The sequence below is a fragment of the Ruminococcus flavefaciens AE3010 genome (genome assembly GCF_000526795.1).
Lineage (GTDB): Bacteria > Bacillota > Clostridia > Oscillospirales > Ruminococcaceae > Ruminococcus > Ruminococcus flavefaciens_D.
Genome location: NZ_JAGT01000003.1, coordinates 23,782 through 42,430 on the forward strand (window position 1 = coordinate 23,782; position 18,649 = coordinate 42,430).

The following is an 18,649-nucleotide window of genomic DNA, read 5'->3' on the forward strand; positions in this document are numbered from 1 at the left end:
ATATGATTACATAATAATGAATAAATCTTAAAATAATCTTAAACTTACCTTAAAAATACCTCTTTTTACAGCATTTTGTTCAGAAAAAACGAAAAAAGTGCATCTCCTATATACAAATAGCTGTTCGTTAAAAGATAAGCGCAGCAGACATAACTGCTGCGCCAAACTTTGTAAATATTCAAAACTGAAAATATTCGGGGTGTTCACGAACAAAAAGCTCCGCTGCTTTGTGAGCCTGTTCGGACATTGTCTCTATAGAGAAGATGTACACGTCGTTCTCACCCATGAGTACTTTTATCAGCTTGGTGTCCATTATTTCATATTCGCCGCTTTTGGTCTTATAGTGGAAGGGCTGCTGGAAGAACCTTCTGCCTGATCTTGCCATTCGGTCGCGCAGACTTGAGGGCTCCATGCTGCGGATAAACCTCTCCCTGTCATATTCGGCTACCTCGTTTTCGGCGAACATCTTTATAGCATCGTCCAGCGGCATTTCGGGATATTTGTCATTGAAGCCCAGCTTTGAATACAGCCTTGTTATGACGATATTGTTTGTGGGATCGATTACCGAGATGTGGTCATAGGTGTCTATGAGCAGGCGGCTGTACTTCTCGAAGAGGTCGTTTGTGGACTTGTCCACGTCGCCGCCGTAGGTCTGTATGCTTGCGGCAAGCATTACCTTTCCGTTGCCCTCTGCGATACACTTGGTAAGGTAGCTGAAGTATATACCATTAATGAGGTGATCCTCCTTGATGACCTGTCCCGTCTTGATAGAGGTGTACACCTGCTCGTTCATGTTGGGGTAGTAGGCTGCCTCGGTATTGTTTATGGTGAATATCATGTCGTCAACGGAGTTGAAGCCTATGCGCTTCAAGCCCTTTACGTATGCCTCGTTGCAGTAGAGCAGCTCCACGTGCTTGCCTGTCTGCTCGATAAGGGCGAGAGGTGTGGAGTTCTCGCGGATAAAACCGTAATCGCCGCTTTCAAGCTGCTCGTTGGTGAGATCGTACAGCGGATCGGGGCTCAGGAAGTTTATCTGACCGACGGAGTTCCAGTAGTGATTCTCGGCAGGGTCCTCAACGCCCAGCTTTGAGTCGGAGAGGTACTTTACGTAGAGATCGCCGTCCATGGGCTTTGCGTAGTAGAAGCCCTGTAACATCTCACAGCCGATATTGCGCAGGAACGTCATCTGCTCCTTGGTCTCGACGCCCTCGGCAAGTGTGTGCATGCCGATAGCCTTAGCCATGTTCATGACGGAAGCCAGTATCTTCTTGGAGCGTATACCGATATCGCTGAGAAAGCGCATATCAATTTTCAGTACGTCGAAGCTGTAGTCCTTCAGCACGTTCAGCGAGGAGTAGCCGCTGCCGAAATCGTCCATGAAGATAGCAAAGCCCGCGTCGTGGAAGCTGTCGAAGATACGGCGGAAATACGCGGTATTGTCAAGCATGACACTCTCGGTAATTTCAATATGTATAGCCGTAGAGGGCACATTGTGCTTCTCGAGAATTTTTGAAATGGCGTCCAGCATATCTATCTCGTCGAAGTCCAGACGGGACAGGTTAATGGAAAAGGGGTGCAGAGCCAGTCCCAGCTCTTTCATCTTATTATATGTAACGCAGATATTATCGAGGATAGCCAGATCGAGCTTATGGATAAGGTGGTATTTCTCCAGTACATTAATAAATAGGAAAGGGGAGAGGAGCCCCACAACGGGGTCCTGCCAGCGGGCGAGAGCCTCAACGCTGCATATCCTTTCGGTGAGAGTACGGATAACGGGCTGATAGTAAGCCTTGACGAAGCCTTGTTCCAGGGCGGATTCAAAGTTGCTTACAATATATTGTTCATCGATATGCTGCATAACCATTCTCCTTTGCTGTCCGCACAGCGAGGTGCAGAAGAATTGCGAAATATTTTACAAAATTATTCCGATAACTTATTATATCATAAAAGCAAAGCGTTATGATATAATTGTCCGATTGTAGGGAGCAAATCTCTGATTTGCGCATCTGCAAGGACATTAAAATAAAATTATAATGAACGCCTGCATTCATTATAACATATGGTACAGAAAAAATCAATATTTTACCTAAAATTTATGAATTGTTCACTTTTGCGGCGCGTTGCGCCGAGTGAGTAGAAAGTAGAAAGTAGTAGGGGCGGGCGTCCCCGACCGCCCGTTTGGGTTACGTTGCAATGTGGGATAACCGTAAAAACGTGTAGGGGCGGCGTTTCGCCGCCCGTGTTGGAAATGCCCATTATGTTTGCGGGTGCGGAATTTGCGCGACGGGGATATTTGCGTTATGTTGCAGGTGTGGAAATATGCGGGCGGCGGGACGCCGCCCCTACAGGTACTAAATTACAATTTGTATACAATCCTGAATTTTTTACATTTTTTGGCAATTACTGATTGCAAAGCAAAATATATATTTATACCGTGTGTAAACTGCTGATTGCAATAGAAGTGCAGAAAAACTACTTTTCATTGTGAAATCTGCTGAATTATATGAAAAATTATGAATTTTTCAAAAAAGCCGTTGACAAATAGTAGAAAATACGCTATAATGTGATTGTAAACAAAAAGTATAAACCCTAAGGCAAAACAAAAGAGGCAAGAGGCAGCCGAGCCTTTACTCGGTAATTTATTATGAAAGGAAAATGACCTATGATGAAAACTAATGCTAAAAGAAAGAACAGCGCGATGAAGAAGCTCGTTCCGGCTGCTGGAATGCTTGCCCTTTCGGCTTCTATGCTCGCAACATCCACCTACGCGTGGTTCACAATGAACAAGACCGTTAACGTTACTGGAATGGAAGTTAGAACAAAGGTTGGCGACAACTTGCTTATCTCTCATGTTACAGGAAATGGTGTAGCAAAGAATGCAGAAAATACATTTATTACTACGGATAATACGTCAATCAAAGCATGGCTTCAGCCTGTATCTACGAACACTGCAGCAGCTAATAATTTCTGGTATACTTTAGATGCTAAGGCAGATGGCTCAAAGTTGACTGCAGCTACAAATTATTTGGATTATGACAGTGTTGGATTAGGTGCTGCAACTGACGCTACCAACTTTGCAAATAAGTTTTCACAGGATTATGGTGTAACGAAGAGTGAAGTTACAGGTTTTGGTGCAACTACTTCTCCAAACAACGCAGCGGTTGGATATGTGGATTATACATTCCAGTTGAAAGCTGTTAATACAAACAGCAGTGCACAGGAAATCCATCTGACACAGTTGGATCTTCTCTATGATGGAACAGAGGCGCCAGTTGAGAACGCTTTTAGAGTAGCAGTATTCTGTGAGCCTGAAGCAACAACACATACCGATGATTCTGATTATTTTGCAGCTGGCGGTACATCATTAAAGAAGATGTACAAGACTACATCTGCTACATACTTTACAGCTAAGTCGGGTGCGAGCGCAGCAGATGGAGTTACTGCTATCACAACTTTTGCAGATGAAACTTCTTCTGATAACAAGTTGGCTTCTGTACCTGGAGATACAACAGCTTATTACAATGTAGTTGTTAGACTTTGGATTGAAGGCGAAGATACTAGCTGTAATTCTACGACATTCGCTGAACTGACCAACAAGTGGAGCTTGAATCTGAGAGTTGATCTTGGAACTCCTACTTCTGGAGAGGTTAATGGTAACGCAATTGTTAATAACCTTACAATTGACCACGATAGCACAGATAATTCTTAACTCTACAGGCGCACATAAATCATAAAAATCCCCTCTCATTGTAATTCCTCCATAAACGGGTTTTATAGACCTATTCGATCAGCTTAAAGCCCGTCGGCAATAGTCGGCGGGTTTGCATAAAAAATTTAAGTCATCGTAGGTTCCTAAAGCCTCTATAACATGATGTCCCTCTCCGAGTTTTCAAGGAGGGGGACATTGTATTTGTGGGATATGTTTTTCTATATGTCACCAAAATTTTATTGTTAGTATAGATGTGTCGGAATATACATTATGTAATTGATTTGTGCCTTGAAGCTCCCTTTTTTTGCACAAACAATACAAATAGTAAAGGGTATTATTAGCAATTATGTCCATTGAAAATGATATATGAAAATGATATAATAAAGTAGAGATACTATGCGCTAATAGGCTAACTATGCCCTTTAGCAGTTCGATAAAAAGGTGGTGATCACGGTGAGCGCTAAAGCTTTTGAAGCATTGTCAAAGTCCTCGGAGTCAGAGCTTTCTCCACAGACTGCACATAGTCAGGATAAGTCCGACAAAGAGAATAATGAAAAGATCGTCGCTGCACGCAAAAACCTCATACGCTTCGGCTCCCTCGCCGTCCTAGCCTTTGTTGTCTGGCTCTTTGCGACGATAGCTTGGTTTTCAAGCAACCGCACAACTACAGCTGGCGGTATGTCTGTTACTACTTCGGATATGCCTTTTGAGATCGCGGCAAAAGGCGATACTATCAGGAATTCTGATGTTTTCGATTCGCTCTGCACCGATTATGCGGAAGGCGCTGCCATGTATGTTACAGATAGCGAGTCAGTCACACAAACCTATTACAAGACATCTTCGACCATAGACAAGATCAAACTAAGATTCGATCTTATTGAAGATGATCCTGAAACGCTTAACATTAACGAGGATAATAATAAAAGCATAGGCCCCGGAAGCTGCGGAGTTCTGGAGCTGTATGTCATTCCCAAAAAAGACGGCTCAGTTTCCGCTAATATAGAAATGAATGTTGTTGGGTATGTAAATGTCGAAGTTGATGAAACAGTTGTTGATGAAGTAACAAACGAAGAAACAACTACTACTGTGAAAAAGCTCATGAAGGTTTCCGAGCTTACTACTTTAAATAGTGGGCTCACACAAGAGGAAATTGACAATATCAAACAGGCGGAAAAATTCTTGCAGGGACACATAATGTTTTTCAACGAAGAAAACACTGTTACAACTGCTGCTGTTACAGCGGTAAATGGTACAACAACTACTGCCACTGTTGCGTACAGCTACAGATCGCCCTGCATAAACAGAACGACTGTATATAACGGAACAGATCTGACCGCGAATACGCCCTACTACAAGCCGATCTACTGGATGTGGCCTAATACTCTGGGTCAGATAGCTGTTAAGGATAATAGTGCAAAAAGGCGTGTGGGTACTCCTGTTGTTGAGGAGACAACTGTCATGCAGACTGAATCAGGTCCCACTGATAAGGGGCTTGTCCTGCAATACATGAAAGAAAACAAGACTGATGTTTTCAAAAATCTTGAAAACGTTGCAGCTCTTACAGAGCAGCAAACAACAGGAAAGACTGATGAGGAGATATCTGCCTTGATCAATTCTACAATTGATACCCGTATAGATAATGCTTCGGATGAGGAAAACTTTAGAAAGCTGAGCACAGGATATAACTCAGCCGACTCTGACATCGGAACTATGATAGACTATTTTGTTATAGAAGTCACCGTAACAAGCGGAACGTGAGCCATTAAGGAAAGGGATGCCGTTTATGAAGAAAATAAAAGATGTAATACGGGCGATCCCGTTAAAGCGAAAGATCGAAGCCGTTTCAGCTGTGGTATTGACTGTAGCTGTATTCGGAACAGTCCGTACTTACTCATGGTTCAGCAACCAGAAAAAGGCAGCGGAAATGTTCAAGATAAAATATCCTGATTCCCTGTATATCAATGCTGCACACCGTGAGGATCAGGTTAACTTCGATCTTGGTCAGATAAGTATGGACGAATATTTGGTCAGCAATGGCGAATTTGTAATCGATAACGAAACGAATCAGCCTATCAAGGTCACGAACAAACGTTATATCTTTTCCATTTCCGGCACAAATACATATGAATACATCTTACAGCTTGCCCATACTAACAATAATATGTTCACATATACTATATATGAAGCAAAAGAGTATATGCATCCAAAGGGAATGACTGCAACAGAACAAAACGGCTTTGACGCCGAACGAATCGTTCCTTCTTCAGCAATCGATGATAATATTATCACATTCAGCCCAAGTGCTGACAAACATACTGAAAACAGCTTGCTGCTGTCTGCCGACACTTATATATCAAGCAAGAGCATAAATACGCTATATTATGTTAAGGACGATGATCCACTTGTCTTAGACTACAAGAACCCCTCGGTTGCCACAGTTACAGACGGAGAAGGCGCAACGTCTGCTGTTACTACAACAGGAATGCTTGCAAAAAAAGATACAAACGATAATTATTATCCATACGGTACAAATACAAATGTCGAGGAACATGCTGTACCATCATATAAACAAAAGAACATCCCACTGGATGAGAACACCGATATAGACAGTAACAAACAATTCTGTAAATACTACATCCTTGAAGTAACATGGGGTGATCGTCCGAGCGAAACTAAAAACAAGGAAACCGATCTTGTTTACATTTCTGTAGAAAGAGTCAGGTAGTCCATATTCTTTACAGAAAGGAGCTGCTGTAAATGAAAAAAGATTTATTAACTTTCTTAAAAGACCAGTGGCTCCGTGTATGGATAGCTTTTATGACATTGTCACTCTTTTCATTTTCTGTTTCTGCGGAATATCAGCCTCAGAGCAATATTATGAAACGCGTTGTCGTATCTGCGTCTGAGCCGATATATAAGTTTTCATCTGACGTGCTTTCAAGTGGAAGCGTAAAAACTTATGTGCCGCAGTATATGGGGGCTTTTGGTGAAGATGCTGATCCGAACTATTATGAGGTACCGATTCACATTCGTAATTACAGCACGAAAGCCAGCGCTTCATGGTATGATGAAAAAATAGATTACAAAGTAAGTTTTTTATTCACGGACATTATGGGCAATGCGATCACATTATCCGAGGGCGACACAAGGACTGTTGAAATATATAAAAATAACGGCTCTGACCCTATAGCTATTCTTAGCGCAAGTACCTTGCAAGCTCTTAATATCTCTGAAGAGCTTGCAAGTGATTCGGCACATAATTCGCAGGATACGTACTATCTACGATTCAGCTCGGATTGGAATTTGACTGAGGATGAAAATATCTGCGTACAAATGAAAGCCGAGCCTGACAGAACCGGCGGCAAATATAACGATCTCAGAAACCTTGGAGCTGTTATAGGTCTGAAACAGTCAAACGGAGATACCGACAGCGGTTGGCATGCATTTCTTGATGAAGAAAATGCTGTTAACGAAAGCAATCCTCCTTCTGTATTTGATGGCTACAACCTCATCGTCACAGGTTCGGGTAAAGCAACTATAACAATCACATGGGATACAAGATATTTTGAACTAAATAAACACTTCTATGATAATTCAAGTGGGCATATAAACAGTTTTACATTTAATGCTACTTCCAATCCTGATACAGGAGAAGCAATAACACCTGCATTCAATGAAATTACTAAAACTGATACTACATTGGGTGAAGAGCCTGATACTTATATACAGTCGACAATCACTATCAATGCCGATTCCGGTAGTTCTTTTACCAATCACAGGACACGTTATAACATTCAGGTGTACAACACCGGTTTAAGAACATATAATGATTTTGGTTTCTTTGCAGTAAATGGTGACTCTAATTTTAATACTGCAACAATAAAAGTCACCATTAATCAGGCTGAATAATGATCGCCTCATTACACACATACGGCAGATATTAATCGTCAGACTTTTAGGAGTATGATGCATATGAATAAATACATAAAAAAAATAATTAAAAGTAAAACTTCAAAGCGAATCATAAGTGGCTTTACTGCTCTTGTAATATTGTCAGGTGTCACGCCGCTAAGTGAAATAAGCGACGAATTAAGTAAACTCAGTATAAGTCCCATTCATGTTTTTGCCGACGATACGCCTGAGTTCACACAGGATAGTAATCATGAAATAAGTATTTTTATTGATGAACTTGTACGTTACTCAGAAGACTGCGAAAAATTCCGCGATTACCATAAAAATGATAATCTAAGAATAACGGTCAACTCTCAAACCGAGGTATTGGCAAATGGCTTTAAAGGACTCGGCAGTGACAGCTGTCCGTTTGAGGGTTCAGTCTCCATAGAAGCCAACAGCAGTCTTGTGCTTTTCCTTGATGCACCTCTGTTTAACGCTGTTTATGATAACGTAAGCATAAATTCAACTACTGAGAACGTACTCATCAAGAGAGGCTATGACAGCGGAAGAGATGAGAATTACAAAAAAACACCTCTTCTTGCAAAGAATGTCTATCATGGAAGCGGAACGGCTGCCACATGGCGAGTGACTTTGTCCGGAACCAGTGACGAATCCTTTGGTGGGCTTATCGGAACTATGGTGAAGGATAGTGAACACGGAAACGCTGATCTTTCTGTCGAGCTGACAATGCCATATTCGGCAACAGATGTTCCTATAAAAGGAACTGGCAATGTTGGCTTTATCTGTGGAACAATGATGGAGGATACAACGCTGAATTGCTCGCTGACTTGTCTGACGGAAAGTGAAGAAAGCACGTCGATTCGCAAAGTCGGTAATATTGAGACGGACAGCGGTAATGTCGGCGGACTGATCGGTGAGCTTCAGCACGGGGCAACTCTTAATTATACAGGTTTTGTTCCTCAGACTTCCGGTGCGGAAATAAAAACAGATGCAAATGGTTACGCCGGCGGACTCGTGGGCAAGAATCTGGACGGAACCATGAATCTATATTCCGCTACGGATACCCTTTATAGTTCAAGCAATAAGTATACTATCAGTCAGCATATGACAGGCTCAAGCGGAGCAGGCGGACTCTATGGCTACTTTGAGCCTCAGAGTGCAGCCTCTGCTTCAATATCTCCAAGCACATATACAATAGACTGCCAGGTAAATGGCAGTGGCAATACAGGCGGACTTATCGGTGAGCTGGTAAGTGCAAATAATGTTTCGCTTAGCGGAACGGATAAAATAACTTCATCGCATGCGTCAGGAACAGCTTCAACATACGGAGGTCTTATAGGACAATATATGACCTCGAATAATTCAAGCATTTCTGTCACTTCAATGGAGGTTGATACTTCATGCGGCGGTACAGCCGCTATTTACGGCGGAGCGATAGGCTGTATAGTTGATTCCAAGACCATTACAGAGAATGATGTCACGACCACGGTAGATACTAACATACACGCAGCGTTTACTTCATTTACTGTAACATCAGCAAATGCAGGTACGCTGACATATGGCGGACTTGTCGCATCTGCGAAAAAAGCATACATTGATGTTACAGGCACATCCTCGGCTAAAACCAAGATCACAGCAACCGGCGGCTTCAAGGGCGGTGGACTGGTCGGCGATCTCGGCGACGGCGTTCTTGTTATGGACGGTCATATTGATCTGTCAGCCGCAACACCAACAGCTGACGGACATTCTGTCGGCAAGGTAGTCGGTGTGCGTGATAATGCACTGGTTATAAAAAAAGAATCTGCTTCACTTGATCTGCCATCAACAGCAGTTGATAATATCGGTTCATGGGGCGATGTTATAGCCTTTGATGATCTGTTCAATATCACAAGTGGAACAAGTATAGAAATCAAGACACCCTCTGATCCAACAGATCACTATAAGAAGATAACAAATGAGGCGGACTACGCAAAAACTGCGCTCTGCTTCCAGATAGACGCAAGCCAGAACCCTTATGTCAGCTTTGCGGACACAACATATAACTACGCAACGATAGCTGCACAGAATATCTCAATAGTTCTTCCTTCAGGTACAACAGTTCTTAACCTTTCGGGCAAGGGCTTCGGAGGACTTACAAGAGACAACGACATAGGTACAAGCGGAGAGAAGTGTACATATTCGGGTATATTCAACGGTAATAGCAATACATTGAATTTAGGTATCGGTCCTGTTTACCGTCATTCCTATAATGGACTTTTTGCGATAGCAAACAATTCGACCATACAGGATGTGACTTTTGGCGGCACTATTAATGTCAATGCACTTGCTGATATGTATGTCGGTGCAGCTGCTGCAAAGGCAACATGCAGCTTTACAGTCAAGAACGTTACTGTTAATTCGCATTTTACTCATGCTTGCAGCAGCGAAAGCAAGCTTGTGCTCGGTGGAATAGTCGGTGAATCTGACGGTGCAGGTACATTGACCATCGGTGACAGCACAGGTTCAGCAGGCAATGTTACTGTAAATGCAAATATCACTTCTTCCGGAAGCGGTTCTGCAGGCGACGTTTACCTTGGCGGCGTTATAGGCAGGATAACTCATTCTGCAAACGAAGCCAAAACGTGGGAATTCAACAAAGTTAATGTCACAGGTACTATCAAGAACAGCGCTGCTCAGACGTATAACCGTGTAGGCGGTCTTGTAGCGTTTATTTCAAATACGACTTCGGGTGATGCAAGCAGCGCAAATGTGCGTTCCTTAAATCTTAAAACTGTCAATATCAAAGGTCTCTCAATAGAGGTAAATGCTTCTGAAAACGGAGCAGTGGGAGGCTTGCTTGGTTATGCCTGGAGAAATGTGAATGTTGACTTTAACGGTGTCACCGTTGATGTTAACGGAAGCACACCTTGCTCGATAAAGAATACAGGTTCAGAAGCAGGCATTGATTTTGCAGGTCTTGTATATAACGGTACAGGTTACTGGAAGGCTGATACTGCAAATGATATAAAGATAGATTCGTTTGCCCTCAGCTCAGATAATGCCGCTTCATTCGGCATGATAGTCAACAAGGGCTGGTATGCCGATACAGATAAGACCATGAGTGACGGTTCGGCTTCGGCAATTTATCTTGAACTTGGTAATACAGGTGCTTATTCGCTGACAACAGGAGCGACCTTCAAGCAGAAAACCAATACAAGTGCTGATATGTCTATCCCCACATTTGACGAGCTTGTGGCATATACTGCTTATTACACAGGCAGCGGCGCTTCAAAGGTCGGCTACAAGGATAACGAAGATGACCTCTACATCATCAAGAATGGTCAGGGTATCGTTTCCATAAAGACCTCCATAACCAATGGTCTTACAATGGACAGTACTTCTGCAAGCGGTTCGTATACGCCTAAAACATCTTTCGGACAGCAGATGAATCCGTATTCGAGATATTATTATAACCTCTCGGATTTCAGAACATTACCTGCAAATGACGAGCAGAAGCTCATGTCGTGGGGCGCACGCTGGTATGCACATTCAAGCATTAAGAAACTGTTTACGGATAACAGCTGGGGAAGTACTGTTCCAGTTCCTTCAACAGCTCCTACGCAAGCAGAAATTGATGCCGGAAAAGTGTCTACAGTCAGAGATTATGACATGGTGGGCTACAGCTGGTATCCTCTCAATATAGACAATGCTTCTGTCACTATAACAGGAACGTTCAAGCTCTATAACAAGGAGTTTGAGGACAGTGAGATAAAAGCACATAGAATCGTTGATCCAGACACAAACGATGTTACTGCTGATTATTCTCGTTCTTCTCTCTACAAAAGTGGGCCATCTCAGCATTTCCTTATGCAGAGTGCGCTTTTCTATGATGTCAACCATAATCTGACTGTTAATAATGTAACTCTTCAGGGTAGTATCCCGCAGATCAATACTATAAGAACAGTCGGCACAGGTGAGGATGCACATTCTGTTGGCGATAAATACTCGGGTGTTCTCATTCTGGATAAAGTCAAGGGTACAGGTGTTACCGAGAGTACAAAATCTGTAGTTAAGCTCAGCAACGTAACACTTGACGGCATTTATGTGCATAATTTCAGTATATTTAATGATAATGATAATACTTACGCAGATGATTATGCACCCCTGCTTATTAACAAGACCGGCAGTTATTCAACTCTGACGGTGAATGGTATCAGCAATAATGAGTACCCTTCATCGTTCCCGCGTGGTAGATGTGCAACTTATACAGATTCAAGCTCCAATACAGTATATTGCCCGAAGGTAGCAACAAGCCTTATAGGCAATGTCGGAGACACAAATGACAGCAACGTCAATATCGAGTTTTCTAATATTACTCTTGACGGCAGAAGCAATAATCTTGACCTCACAGCACTTGATACTGCTTATAAAACGAGAATATCTCTCTTCACAAAAGCAACTCTGCTGAACAGACTTTCTTTCAGCTCAGGTAAGGGTAGCTATTCATACCAGTGGGCTGAGGACTGGACTTTCTCTCAGCATCATGTTACATACGGTAAGGAAGTTGGATACACAGTTGAAAATTCACCTGTTCCGAATCAGTATCCAGATATGGAACGCTGCTATGCTGACTATAATACCGCTGAACGTACTTTTAAATATACCAATCCAACAACATCTGATGGAACAGATAATTATGCACAAAATTTCATAGACAATTATCTTCCGTATGTTGCTGTTGCATATAATCCTGAAAACAGGTATTATCAGCTTGAAGTTAACCATGCAACATCAAAATTCGGCGGCTGCGGTACATATAACGATCCATATACTATAACATCCGGAGGCGATTTTGTTACTATTTCAAAGATTCTTGCAGGCAACTGTGAGGATGCTGAAATTTATCTTCCGATGAAATCAGCGAATCAGGCTGATCTTTCATTAACATGGCACGGATCAAGTGGCTGTGGAAAATATTATTATAAATCGGGTGATGACTCACATAGTGAAGGTTTTTATTTAGACGATGATTACAGCAAAGAATGCAAAGCCGTTGACGATGTCCGCACATATGTTGCAGGAGCATATTTCAAGCTCGCACCTAAGAACAATGCAGACGGAAGCACATCAAGAGAAATTACGATAAGTAGCGGAAGCGGATTTACTGGCTTGGGCAATACAGATGATGCGAAGGCTCAGTTCAGAGGCGTTATCGTAGGCAATAAAAATCAGACTGTTGTAAATGAAACAGACTATCCTCTTATCGCAATAAGCAACGGCAGCGTTGTAAAGGACTTTGAAATAATCGTTGGTTCGGAAACAGTTGATAATGATATTACTCTTTCGCAGGGTAGCGCTAAGAGTTTCAGTGCTACTGGTGAAAATAGAGGACAAAGCTATGGCACGGTTATGGGTATCGTTCTCGGCGGCGATAACATCATCGATAACGTACCTGTGCAGTTCCGTAATACTACTATTATTCTTTCAGGAACTCACGCACAGCTCATACCAGTCGGCGGATATGTTGGCGTTGTTGAAAAAGGCGGCGTGATCTTCCGTGGAATGGAAGGAAAGGACGGTATATCAGGACTTCCTGCTACAGGTGAGGTTGTGCAATACAATAACGGTACTTCAATATCAGAGACAACTCTTATCAAAAAGCCATTATATGAGAATGAATATGATCTTACCGAGATTACAGGCTATGCAGACAATATGCGCTGGCTCTATGTCAATCCGATAATCGGCAGAGTCATTAACGGTTATGTTGTTACCGAGGCAAGTGCATACCGCCCGTTTGAGGACGGAACGCGTACTTACGGCGACGGTACTGTTGAATACTGGCAAACCAGCGGAGCTCCTGTTTCTAAGACTAAGGCTGAACTTGATGCTATGACCGATGAGCAGAAAGACTTGCTCAAAAACAGTGCTGTCGGCGTGACAATGCGCAATGGCAATAAGCATTATTCTATTGCGGATATCAGTTCGTCAGAGGCAAAATTGAATACGAAAGGATCAAATTCTGTCATAGAAGTCCCGAACGGTCAGGCATTTTTCATTATGTCTCTTGCTGTAAATAGCGGTATGTCACAAAAACAACTTGGCTATAATCAGGCATATCAGGTTTCACGCATAGCGGATTATAGCAATGTTGAAAAGAACTTGTCAGCTGCTCAAAACTCTGTACCTGATTATAATAATAAAGCTAAAAATGATATACTTAATTCATCAAATGAAGCCGCAAATAGAGGTTACCTGTGGCAGAGCTATACTTTAAATAACACTCGGATTACAAATGCAGATAAATCATTGAAGCTAACAACACAAGATGGAAAATACTATCTCCCCGACGGTTATAAAGGAATTGGTAATATATTCCAAAATTCTGATTATTATCGTATAAAGCTGACCTCTTTTAATGGTAACGGTGCAACTATTTCGCAGAATACTTATTATTACTTTTATGATAGCTTAGAAACAAAATATCCTCCGTATGAGAATTTGCAAAGCGGACTTGGATTGATTAATTATTATACCGCTGGCAGCAATGGCACATTCAGAGATTTTTATTTGAACGGAAATGTAAAGGCTGATTTAATAAACACATCAGACGGAAATCCTATTCTGACTAAGACTGCGAAGGATTTGGACACCGGAGGTACAAATGCTGCAAATTCAAAATATTTAAGTGTTGGAATGTTGTGCGGCACAATGGCTAAAGGTCTTACAGTTAAAAATGTTTCTTTGCAGAATGTTGATGTTTTAGGACTTAGAGCAACAGGAGGATTGATAGGATATATTCCTGATCAGACTTTGACATATGAAATTGAAAGTACCGTAGCTGCAACCGCTTATAATTCAAACGAAATTAAAGTTCATGGACGAGCAAGCACAGGCGGTTTGGTTGGTAAAATTCGTGCGGGTTATGCAAAAGTTGATATGAACAATCATACATTTAATCTTTCCGAAGTTGTCTGCGAATGTCAAGACAGAGGTGGAGATTATTGGGATTATGGTGTTGGCGGTTTTGTTGGTATGATGAGAGCAGGACAAAGTTCTTTAGATACAACTGCAAACTCGTTTAAAAACATTATCATTGGAACAGAAGAAAAAGCACAGAATGTTAAATGCGAGAAAGCTGAGATTTTCACCGCTGGTGTCGTAGGCATAATGAATAAGTGCAAAGGTATAACTATTGAAAAGTGTAAATTTTATAATTTGTCGGTAAAAGCTAAGTTTGCGGCTGCAGGACTGGTTGCATTTCCAACTACCTATACCCCTGCGGTAGTTACCAATACTCATTTGTATAGTCCTTTAGGCTCTACAATAGAGAGCACTACAGATTATGCCGGCGGATTGATCGGAAGTTCTGACCCTCGACGGGACATTAGCAACGGAAGCCAAAATTTTACATTCGATGGTTGTTCGGTGGACAATTATACTATTTCCGGCAAAAAAGGAGCAGGAGGTGTTATTGGTTTCAGAGGAGCTTATGAAGATAGCATTAAACTTTGTGTTAACAATAGCAGTGTTACGAACTGTACAATAAAAAGTGACGCTGCAGCGGGGGGATTGATCGGTGAGATGATCTCTCCTGTGGTTGGCTATAATTTGTTGGCACAGAATATTGCTATAGACGGATATTCAAATGATGCCCCCACATATGCAGGCTACATATGTGGCTCTATTACAGATAACAGTGCAAATGTAACATATAATACAACTGGAAATTATAAACCGGGTAGTTATATGAAAACCAATCAAGAAACAGGAAGAAACCCATTTATTAAGATAGCCGGTTTCAGCCGACAGGCAGATGATCAGAGCACCATGAAAGCGGATTTAGTTGGTGCTTGTAACTACGGAACAGGCTATGGCACCGGCGGCTATGTCATCTTCGCTGATTACAACGGCACAACAAGCAACCAAACCGCTTCAAGCGTAAATCTATCAACAGGCTATGAGGGCACTGCTCCTTATGTTACAGTCAATCCAAAAATGCTCATCAACAATGATAACTCGTCGAATCCGCTGTTCTTTACAGGCGACGGCGTAAGTGCGGTCAATTATGCAGATTCAGCATTCAAGGCAATTACTGACGCCAGAACGGCTGGTACTGATCCAAAGGCTTATACCTTCTATAAGAACGGTAACAATACTGATATCTCAGAAGCCGATATCGCAGCTATAATGGAGAACTATTCGACCTCATACATTGCATACAGCAACCGTGCAGGCGTAAGAGGTTTCCCGCTGCTTGTCATTGACGATACCGATGCGGACAAAACAACAGCTCTTATCAACAATTATATCAATGTCCTTGCCAATACGAACTACAACTACGCTGATACAAGTAGTCCCGCCAAGGAAATATATGAAGTTAAATTCAAAAGGTATACGTTCAACGGAACTGATTTTACCTTTGACAGCTCTGCTCCTGCAAGTATGTCCACAGCAGGAAGCAAATTCAAAATGGATCCGGATCACGTTGATACATCATCAACTCCGAAGTTCACACTTATGGACGTTCAGTTCAAGGATCCGTCCTCAACAGGCAATGTTGCATATCATCTGTATATCCCACTGTATGTCAAGCAGCTGTTAAGATTCGAGTTCAACGCCACAGTTGCTTCGGATACAAACTATTATCCAAGTGCTTATACTGACGGAAGAACATGGGAATTTGAAAACTATGGAAACCCCGTTACAATAATGCTGGAATATAAGTATGTCCGAACTCCTTCCCAATGGGCCGAGGCTATCAATAGTGGCGACAGCGTTCTTAATAATTACTACAAGTCATTGATCCTTTCAAATCTGATTACGGCAAGTGCATATCCCACTGACTATAATACTACTGCACTTCCGCCCGACAGCAGATTGGTCCTTGTAGACGCAAACAATAACGACAAAGCGTATTACCTCGACAGTGTACCTGCTACGGGAGAAATAAACTTTTATAGTTTTACTTCTGACGGCACCTCTGGTGGCACACATTATACGCCTGCACCATTCCAAAATCTTATGAGTATAAGAGTGGAAGAATGTGATGGTGGAACGCTTGTTGCTACAGCGGAAAACACTGCTACAAATGCAATTGTAAAATATAACAATACATATTATCGCAGTGCTGTTGACGGCGATACTGGTCAGAGATACCGCGCATTTGCAGAGTTAGCTGTTCAGGAAGATAATGTTAACGGAACTCTTGTGGTAGCTACAACGGAAGAAAAAATTCAAGCAACTGTATATAATAATGGGATCTACTATCGTTCTGCAACCGATGAAGAATTAGCAGATGCAGAAACAAAAAAGTATAAGACAGCGGATAGAGTGCAAACAGAAAGATATTATCTGAGTATTTTTACAAAGGAAAGCGATAGCACAAACATTTACCATTCAACTATTCAGTCCGCCGAGGCTTTTGCAGAGAAATCCGAGACTGTAGTTAATAATGTTCCTGAATGGAACGTTGAAAAATGGAGACCTAATAACATACATGGTTCCAATACTTCGATACATCTGTTTTATGGTAATCTGTTTGAAAACTATGTAGATATGGACGTATCATCTTCCAATGACTCAACGTTGATGAATGATGAAAACAATTACCTCAAAGTTGAATTGTTCGCAAATGTAAGATTAAGTGAAAGTGCAAAAAACAAAAACTTAGCGTCAAATCTATATAATCGAACCGAAGGTCAAGCAGGTGTTTATCAAACATTCCTTCTAAGATATGATATGAAGGACGAAACTGCAAGCAGCTTTGGCGTTGTCAAAAAAGCTGGTGTTATGGTTGTAGACAATGTCGGTGATAACGGATATTATATTCAACCGGGTTCAATCACTAAAGTCGAAGAAGGAAATACCATTATCGACAAAACTCGGTTTAACAGTACATCAAAGGTTTCTGCTTCAACATATATCACCAGCTCATCAAGCTACATTGAGTTAAGAAATAATGTTAACATCGTAAAAATGCTTGGTAATGAAGCTAATAACTATTCTGTCGCCTTTAAGGTGAAAGCTGACCTGTTGTATGCTGCAAATGCACTGAATTATCAGTTCCCGTCAGGAAACGGTGATGGAACAACCGGTTCAAAGGTAATCGGATATTCAAATATATCCGGTTCACCGGAAAATGCAGCATACAGTACGTTCACCCAAAAGGTCGAAGATACTTCTCGTTACTACACCAAGAATGAGACTAAGGCAAAGCTCGGTTATGAGGTTATCGAAACTCCTGATCCCGATGCGCTGCTTGATCCTGATTCGCCTAATCCGTTCATCGGACCATATGGTGGAGATTACAGTTATCTCGGTATAAATGCTTACGAGATCAAAGACGGTCAAAACAGGCAATATGTTGATAGCTATGCTACATATGACCTTAGCAGTATTTATCCGAGCGGCAGTAATCAGGCGACCGACTATATAAGACTTACATTGAGTCTTTCTAAGAAAGGAAGCTATCTATCACCGACAGTTGATTCTGAACATGCCGGCGGAACTGCATTGACAATAGCTAACTACATTGAAAACATAACTTTATTGGGAGCTGACGGCAGCGACGAGGATACCGATGATGATGAGCTTTACAGCAACGGCTCACTGGCATCGGGAATCACGCTTGGCAGCGACAGCGACAGCACAATGCTGGTTCTTATTGTTCCTAAAAACAGACTGAAAAAGAATCAGGAGGAAACTGAATACTATTTCCCGATAAGCTATAAAGTCAAAACGGGATCAGCTGCTAATTTCGATAATAGTCACAGCGATATGACTTATTCCAACTACATGGTATCGCTTACAGCAGAGGAATGCAGTGCAAGCGGTGAGACGATTACCACGACATTTGCAACAGACTATCTCATATACACCAATGCAATACTGGATCCGACAATAAAATAACCAAATCCAAGAGTCGGGAGTTTATCTCCCGACTCTTTTCTGCTATTCCGCAGGCATGATTTGCTGTACAAATCAAACAAAGCTGCTGCTTTCGGTTTGTGTTGAATTACGATTTTTAGGTGGATCACAGCCTAT

Annotated in this window: 6 protein-coding genes; 5 read left to right on the forward strand and 1 reads right to left on the reverse strand. The window is 41.9% G+C overall.

All coding sequences use genetic code 11. The features are described from left to right. Positions 1 to 178: 178 nt before the first annotated feature. A complete protein-coding gene (locus N774_RS18585; protein ID WP_051463445.1) occupies positions 179 to 1,858 on the reverse strand; it encodes an EAL domain-containing protein in 1,680 nt (559 codons plus the stop codon). An 804-nt stretch (positions 1,859 to 2,662) separates the two neighbouring features. Between N774_RS18585 and N774_RS0116350 the strand changes: the two genes are divergently transcribed. The 5 genes from N774_RS0116350 (at position 2,663) to N774_RS0116370 (ending at position 18,514) form a co-directional block, all read left to right on the forward strand. After that, a complete protein-coding gene (locus N774_RS0116350) occupies positions 2,663 to 3,709 on the forward strand; it encodes a hypothetical protein (RefSeq protein WP_024862252.1) in 1,047 nt (348 codons plus the stop codon). A gap of 453 nt (positions 3,710 to 4,162) precedes the next feature. After that, positions 4,163 to 5,467 carry a hypothetical protein gene (locus N774_RS0116355; RefSeq protein WP_024862253.1) on the forward strand — a complete coding sequence of 435 codons (1,305 nt, stop codon included), beginning with the start codon at positions 4,163 to 4,165 and terminating at the stop codon, positions 5,465 to 5,467. 25 nt (positions 5,468 to 5,492) lie between these two features. Continuing rightward, positions 5,493 to 6,434 (forward strand): hypothetical protein, encoded by a 942-nt coding sequence (locus tag N774_RS0116360; protein ID WP_024862254.1) that lies wholly within the window; start codon positions 5,493 to 5,495, stop codon positions 6,432 to 6,434. Between the two features lie 32 nt (positions 6,435 to 6,466). Then, positions 6,467 to 7,618, forward strand: coding sequence for a hypothetical protein (locus tag N774_RS0116365; protein ID WP_024862255.1), 1,152 nt, complete (start codon positions 6,467 to 6,469; stop codon positions 7,616 to 7,618). 63 nt (positions 7,619 to 7,681) lie between these two features. Next, positions 7,682 to 18,514 (forward strand): hypothetical protein, encoded by a 10,833-nt coding sequence (locus N774_RS0116370; RefSeq protein WP_024862256.1) that lies wholly within the window; start codon positions 7,682 to 7,684, stop codon positions 18,512 to 18,514. The last annotated feature ends 135 nt before the right edge of the window (positions 18,515 to 18,649 follow it).